This window comes from Corallococcus sp. AB045 (assembly GCF_003668895.1).
GTDB classification, from domain to species: Bacteria; Myxococcota; Myxococcia; order Myxococcales; family Myxococcaceae; genus Corallococcus; species Corallococcus coralloides.
Window position 1 is genome coordinate 1 of sequence record NZ_RAWN01000326.1, and the last position, 6,604, is coordinate 6,604.

At 71.6% G+C, this 6,604-nt stretch carries 6 protein-coding genes; 3 read left to right on the forward strand and 3 right to left on the reverse strand.

Annotated elements, in window-relative coordinates; all coding sequences use genetic code 11:
- Window positions 1-43 precede the first annotated feature (43 nt).
- Window positions 44-922, reverse strand: a complete 879-nt coding sequence (locus D7Y21_RS39540; RefSeq protein ID WP_158627426.1) for a serine/threonine-protein kinase — start codon at window positions 920-922, stop codon at window positions 44-46.
- Window positions 923-1,049: 127 nt separating this feature from the next.
- Here D7Y21_RS39540 and D7Y21_RS39545 point away from each other — a divergent pair, with 127 nt between their 5' ends.
- Window positions 1,050-2,168: a serine/threonine-protein kinase gene (locus D7Y21_RS39545; protein WP_120563341.1), complete on the forward strand. Its 1,119-nt coding sequence runs from the start codon at window positions 1,050-1,052 to the stop codon at window positions 2,166-2,168.
- Complete coding sequence (locus tag D7Y21_RS39550; RefSeq protein WP_120563342.1) at window positions 2,165-3,106, forward strand: RluA family pseudouridine synthase; 942 nt, start codon at window positions 2,165-2,167, stop codon at window positions 3,104-3,106. Before D7Y21_RS39545 ends, D7Y21_RS39550 begins: the two co-directional genes overlap by 4 nt.
- Here D7Y21_RS39550 and D7Y21_RS39555 read toward each other — a convergent pair.
- Window positions 3,103-3,516, reverse strand: a complete 414-nt coding sequence (locus D7Y21_RS39555) for a secondary thiamine-phosphate synthase enzyme YjbQ (RefSeq protein WP_014398332.1) — start codon at window positions 3,514-3,516, stop codon at window positions 3,103-3,105. The two genes, D7Y21_RS39550 and D7Y21_RS39555, sit on opposite strands and share 4 nt — an antisense overlap.
- Before the next feature lie 41 nt (window positions 3,517-3,557).
- Here D7Y21_RS39555 and D7Y21_RS39560 point away from each other — a divergent pair, with 41 nt between their 5' ends.
- A complete protein-coding gene (locus D7Y21_RS39560; protein WP_120563343.1) occupies window positions 3,558-4,763 on the forward strand; it encodes a DNA polymerase IV in 1,206 nt (401 codons plus the stop codon).
- A gap of 233 nt (window positions 4,764-4,996) precedes the next feature.
- Here D7Y21_RS39560 and pcnB read toward each other — a convergent pair.
- Window positions 4,997-6,604 (reverse strand): polynucleotide adenylyltransferase PcnB (pcnB, locus tag D7Y21_RS39565; RefSeq protein ID WP_121718471.1); only part of this gene is annotated, 1,608 nt, incomplete at its 5' end.

A 6,604-nucleotide genomic window follows, 5' to 3' on the forward strand; every position in this document is an offset into this window, starting at 1 on the left:
GTGGGTGGCTCGGGTGAGCTGAGGGGGGGGCCCGGCCCCCGCCTCAGCTCACCCGAGCCACCCACCGGGCCAGCACGTCCGTCCCCACCGGTCCATCCAGGGACCGCATGAAGCGCTCCAGGTCCGCCTGGAACGCGAGGCAGTCCGGATAGCGCTTCGCCCGCTCTGTCGCGAGCGCCCGCTCCAGGATGCGCTGCATCATCTCCGGCAGGTCCGGCCGGCGCTCCACGGCGGGCACGTAGGAAGCGGAACGGATGGCCTTGAGCGCGCCCACGAGGTCCGCCCCCGCGAAGGGACGCAGGCCCGTGAGCAGCTCGTAGAGCACCATCCCCAACCCGTACACGTCACCGCGCACGTCCGGGGACTGGCCCTGGAACTGCTCCGGCGGCTTGTACGCCAGGGCATCCACCGGAGTCAGCCGTGTGCGGAGGTCCCGCGCCGCCGCCTTCGCGATGCCGAAGTCGCTCACCTTCACGACGCCCTCGTGCGACACCCGCACGGTTCCGGGCCTCACGTCGCTGTGTACCCACTCCAGCGGCGCGCCCGTCGCGCCATCCGTCAGCGAGTGCACGTATGCCAGCCCCGTGGCGGCGAAGCTCACGATCCTCGCGCACACGCCCGGCGGCAGTGCCGCCCCCTGCGCAGTGGCCGCATCCAGGAGCTGGCGCAGCGAAGGCCCGCCAGTGGGCTCCATCACCCGGAACGCCTTCCCGAAGTCGAGGACCCGCTCCACGTTCGGGTGGTCCAGGCGCGAAGCACGCTCCGACTCGGCCAGGAACGTCTCCACGAGCGCCTCCTGCCCCAAGACGGCGGGAAGCACGCGCTGGAGCTCCCACGGGCCTCCGGCGTCTTGCGCCAGGAAGGTCTCCACCACCTCGCCCTCGGCGAGCTTCCGGATGAGCAGGTACTTCCCGATTTGCATGGACCGTAAGCCTTCCCATGCCTCACTGGAAAAGTGAAACAGCCCAGGGGCCAGGCGTGCGCAGCCTCTCGAGCGCCGTCTGGGTGTTTGACCCTGACGTGACGTGGTCCGTAGGATCCGCGCTCCCATGCCTCCCAAGGCCATTGGTCCCTACCGCGTGCTGGAAACGTTGGGCAGTGGCGGGGCCGGGACCGTCTATCGGGCCCTGGACCGCCGCAGCAACGACGAGGTCGCGCTGAAGCTCCTGTCGACGGGCGGCCCGTCGCTGGACGACCGCGCGGCCCGGAGGCTCGCGCGCGAATTCGAAACGCTCGCGGACCTGGCCCACCCCAACGTGGTGAAGGTCTTCGAGGCCGGCGTCCACGCGGGCCAGCCGTACCTGGCCATGGAACTCATCGAGGGGCTCACGCTGCGCCACTACCTGGACGTGAGCTTCAACGACCTGCACACGCCCACGCCCGCCAGCCGCTTCCCGCTCACCCTCCGCCGCACCGCGGATGACGACTTCGGCAGCGAGGACGGCCCGGACGACGACGCGGACGACGCCAGCGAGGACGACGGCACCTTCGACCTGAACGCCTTCGCGGAGGAGGCGCCCAGCGAGGACCTGGCCAGCTTCCATGGCGCCGGGGAAGACGACTCGGATTCGGACGGGATGCCCGTGGTGGATCCGCGCCGGGCCGCACCGCGCGCGCCGCCGTCCGCCGCCCACCCCGCCACGCCGAAGATGGCGGACCTCAACCGTCCGGAGCGCATGGGCAAGCTGAAGGACGCCATGCTCCAGGTGTGCGAGGCGCTGGCGTACATCCACGGCCACGGCCTGGTGCACCGCGACCTGAAGCCGTCCAACATCATGGTGGACGACGACCGGCAGGTGCGGCTGATGGACTTCGGCCTGGCCAAGTTCCTCGCGGACGACGCGGGCATCACCGCGGACGGCAAGCTGGTGGGCACGTACCGGTACATGGCCCCGGAGCAGATTCTCGGGGAGCCGCTGGATGGGCGCTCGGACCTGTACAGCCTGGGCGTCATCCTGTACGAGCTGATGAGCGGGCGTCCGCCGTTCGACGCGAAAACGCCGCACGAGCTGTGGCGTCAGGTGCTGGAGACGGAACCTCCGCCGCTGCTCGCGCTCAACCTGCATGGCGACCCGCAGCTGGCGCGGGTGGCCCATCGCCTCATCCGCAAGGAGCCGGACGACCGGTTCCAGACGGCCGAGGAAGTGTACGAGGCCCTCTCCGAGTGAGCACGACGACGACGCACACCCTCACCGTGGACGCCGCCAAGGCGGGCCAGCGGGTGGACCTGTTCGTGGGCGAGGCCCTGGGCCTGTCCCGCGCGCGCATGAAGCGCCTCTTCGAGGAGGGCCAGGTGCGCGTGGACGGCCGCCCCGCCAAGAAGGGCCTCCTCGTCACCGCCGGCCAGAAGGTCGCCGTGACGGTGGAGGAGGCCTCGCGCGAGGCCGTGCCCGACACGGACTTCCCGCTCGTCGTCCTGCACGAGGACCCTTCCCTGCTCTTCGTGGACAAGCCCGCCGGCCGCCCGTCGCACCCCTTGCAGCCGGGTGAGACGGGCACGGTGGCCAACGCCCTGGTGGCGCGCTACCCGGAGGTCGCGCAGGCGTCCCAGGACCCGCGCGAGGGCGGCCTGTGCCACCGGCTGGACGTGGAGACGTCCGGGGTGCTCGCGGCGGCCCGCACGCGCGAGGCTTGGACCACCGTGCGCGAGGCCTTCAGCAACCGCGCCGTGGACAAGCGCTACCTCGCCCTGGTGACGGGCCCGCTGGCGGACGAGGGCGAGGTGGAGGTGCCGCTGCGCCACCACCCGCGCCACCCGGACCGCGTGGAGCCCGCCCCCTACGGCGCCGAGGACGCCCGCGAGGCGCTGTCCCACTTCCGGGTGCTGGCCCGGTCCGGGGACTACAGCCTGGTGGAGGTCAAGATCCTCACCGGCGTGCTGCACCAGGTGCGCGCGCATCTGGCGGGAGTGGGCGCGCCGCTCGTGGGAGACGCGCTCTACGGGGGCCGCGAGGCGCCGGAGCTGGGGCGGTTCTTCCTGCACGCCTACTCGCTCACCGTGCCGCACCCGGTGACGAAAGAGCCCGTGAAGGTGGAGAGCCCGCTGCCGCCGGACCTGGCGGCGGAGCTGGGACGTCACGGGCTGCCCTGGCCCGTGGCCGGTTAGTCGCCCATCACCTTGACGATGACGCGCTTGCGGCGCTGGCCGTCGAACTCGGCGTAGAAGACCTGCTGCCAGGGGCCCAGGTCGAGCTTGCCGGCGGTGACGGGAATCAGCACCTGATGGTGGACGAGCATGGACTTCAGGTGCGCGTCGCCATTGTCCTCGCCGGTGCGGTGGTGGCGGTAGTCGGGCCCGTGGGGCGCCAGGTGCTGGAGCCAGTCCCAGATGTCCTCGTGGAGGCCGGGCTCGTCGTCGTTGACGAAGACGCCCGCGGTGATGTGCATGGCGGACACCAGCACCATGCCCTCCTGGATGCCGCTCTTCTTCAGCAGGGCGGCCACGGTGTCCGTGAGGCGCACCAGCTCGCGCCGGGCCTTCGTCTCGAACCAGAGGTATTCGGTGAGGGTCTTCATGGCTCGCACTGTCAGAGGGGACCACTAGAGTGACTCACGCCATGCGAGCCATCCTCCACGTGGACATGGACGCCTTCTATGCGTCCGTCGAGCAGCGCGACAACCCGTCCCTCCGGGGCAAGCCGGTCATCGTTGGCGGGCATGCACAACGCGGCGTGGTGGTGGCCGCGTCGTATGAGGTGCGCCCCTTCGGCGTGCGCAGCGCCATGCCCATGGCGAGGGCGATGAAGCAGGCGCCGCACGCCATCGTGGTGAAGCCGCGCTTCTCCGCCTACGCGGAGGCCAGCGAGCAGGTGTTCGCCATCTTCGAGCGGTACACGCCGCTGATTGAACCCCTGTCGCTGGACGAGGCGTTCCTGGACGTCACGGCGTCGGTGGGGCTGTTCGGCGCGGCGGCGGACATCGCGAAGCGGATCCGCAAGGAGATCGCCCACGAGCTGAACCTGCCGGCGTCCGCGGGCATCGCCACGGCGAAGTTCGTGGCGAAGATCGCCTCGGACCTCGCCAAGCCCAACGGTCAGCGCGAGGTGCGGCCGGAGGAGACGGTGGCCTTCCTCGCGGGGCTGCCGGTGTCGCGCCTGTGGGGCGTGGGGCCCAAGACGGAAGAGGCGATGAAGCGCGCGGGGCTCGTCACCATTGGCGACGTGGCGACGAAGGACGCGGACTGGCTGGAGGAGCGCTTCGGCGCGTCCAGTGGCAAGCACCTGTGGGAGCTGTCACACGGCATCGACGCGCGGGACGTGGTGCCGGACCGGGCGGCCAAGAGCGTGGGCGCGGAGGACACCTTCGACGAGGACCTGACGGGCCCGGAGGCGCTCAAGCCGCACGTGCACGCGCAGGCCCTGCGGGTGGCCCGGCGGCTGCGGCGCGCGTCGCTGAAGGGCCGCGTGGTGCAGCTCAAGCTGAAGTTCGCGGACTTCACGCTCATCACCCGGCGCGTCACGCTGCGCGAGGCGACGGACGACGGGCAGGTCATCTACCGCGCGGCGCTGGAGCTGCTGGAGCGCGCGCACGAAGGCAAGGCGCTGCGCCTCACCGGCGTGAGCGTGCAGTTGGACGAGGACGAGCCACAGTTGGGGCTGTTCCCGGCGGCGGCGCCGAAGTCGTCGAAGTTGAACGAGGCGATGGACCGCATCGCGGCGCGCTTCGGCAGCAAGGCCATCACCATGGCGGACATCGCGGGAGCGGAGGCGTCGGATGACGACCAGCACCGCTCCGAGAAGCCGGTGGACAAGCCGAAGCGTTAGCGCCCTGGGACCCGGAAAGGGTCGAGGCTGCGAACGCGCCAGCCCGTTCACCGCACCCTCGCGGTGGGGGAAGCGGTAGCGCCCGCCGGATACGACCAGAGCCGGGACCGCGAGCGCGCCAGTCGTTTCGCTGCACCGTCGCGGTGGGGGAAGTGGTAGCGCCCTCGACGCAAAAAGGGCCAGAGCACCTGAGCGCTCCAGCCCTTTCGCTGCACCCGGCTGCTACGGGAGCGCTACCCCTCGCCCGCGTCGGAACCGGAGGAGGCGCCCGAGCCGCCACCCTCCCCGCTCCCGTTGCCGGAACGGCGGCGACGGCGGCGACGGCGCTTGCGGCGGGGGCCTTCCGCGTCCGCGCCACTGCTCGCTCCGGCGCGCGGCGGCGGCACCTCTCCGGCCTGCCAGGCCTCCAGCGCCTCGCGGCCCTCGCCCGTGGCCTCCACCGTCATCGCGTAGACGGCCAGCGCTTCGTTGAAGAGCGGGTGACGGCGGAAGGCGCCCGTCTTGCGGCGGCGCTCCCCGGACAGCGTGCGCTGCATCAGGAGCAGCATGCGGCAGCGCTCGGCGATGCGGCGCGGCAGCCGCGCGGACTCCACGAAGCCCGCAAGCAGGTCCTCGATGACGCGCGACACCGACGCGCGGCCCTCGTCCTGGGACTCCTCCACCGGCGGCTGCTCACGGCTGATGGGCACCAGCAACGCGGCCAGCAGGATGGCGTCGTCCAGCACCTCGCCCGCCGACACGCGCTTATCCAGCGCCTGCGCGAAGGCGTAGAAGGTCTTCTCCCCTTCCTTGCCGTTCTCACGCAGGTACTCGTCCACGGGCGGCAGGAGGATCTTCAGCGCGTCCAGCGCCGCCAGCAGCTTCAGCGCCGGGGCGGACACGCCGCCGCGGATGAGCCGGAACGTCTCCTCCAGGAGGCGCGCGGGCGCGCAGCGCGGCAGGTCCTCCACCGCGCCCTCCATCGCCGCGTACGTGCGCGACTCGATGTCCAGGTCCAGCTTCGCCGCGAAGCGCACCGCGCGCAGGATGCGCACCGGATCCTCGCGCATGCGGATTTCGGGGTCGCCAATCGTCCGGATGAAGCGCTCATCCAGGTCGCGCCGGCCGCGCACGTAGTCGATGACCCGGCCTTCGCTCGCGTCGTAGAACAGGCCGTTGATGGTGAAGTCGCGGCGGCGCGCGTCCTGCTGCGCGGTGCCAAAGACGTTGTCGTGCGTGATGAGGAGGTCCTCGCCGCTCTGCCCCTCCTCCGCCCCCGCCGCGCCGGCCGCCGGCTCCAGCTCCGTGGGGTTGGCGCGGAAGGTGGACACCTCCACGATCTTCCCGCCCTTGAAGTAGACGTGCGCCAGCCGGAAGCGCCTGCCGATGAGCCGGCAGTTGCGGAAGATGGCGCGCACCTCGCCCGGGTGGGCGCTGGTGGCCACGTCGAAGTCCTTGGGCTTCTTGCCCAGCAGCAGGTCGCGCACGCAGCCACCCACCAGGTACGCCTGGTGGCCGTGCTGGTGCAGCCGCAGCACCACCTTGAGCGCGTCCGGATCCATCTCGTCCGGGTCGATTTCCGCGGGCTCGCCCGTGCGGGTGGTGGTGGGCGCCTGCAACTCCGGCTCGTTCGCGGCGGGCTCCGGCTCCGGCTCCAGGATGACGGCCTCGGGCTCCTCGGCTTCGTCACCCGCCTCGGCGGCGGCCTGCGCGTCCTCCGCCTCCGCGGCCTTCAGGGCCTCGGTGGCGGCCAGGATTTCGTCGCTGACCTCCGGGCCGGCGTCCTCGGAGTCGTCATCATCGTCGAACCCGTCGTCCTCCGCGGCGTCCGCGGCGAAGGGGGGCTCGGCGGGGGCCGGGGT

Coding starts and splice junctions, on each gene's coding strand:
- D7Y21_RS39540 (WP_158627426.1), bottom strand. CDS start 922: ATGCAAATCGGGAAGTACCTGCTCATCCGGAAGCTCGCCGAGGGCGAG.
- D7Y21_RS39545 (WP_120563341.1), top strand. CDS start 1,050: ATGCCTCCCAAGGCCATTGGTCCCTACCGCGTGCTGGAAACGTTGGGC.
- D7Y21_RS39555 (WP_014398332.1), bottom strand. CDS start 3,516: ATGAAGACCCTCACCGAATACCTCTGGTTCGAGACGAAGGCCCGGCGC.
- D7Y21_RS39560 (WP_120563343.1), top strand. CDS start 3,558: ATGCGAGCCATCCTCCACGTGGACATGGACGCCTTCTATGCGTCCGTC.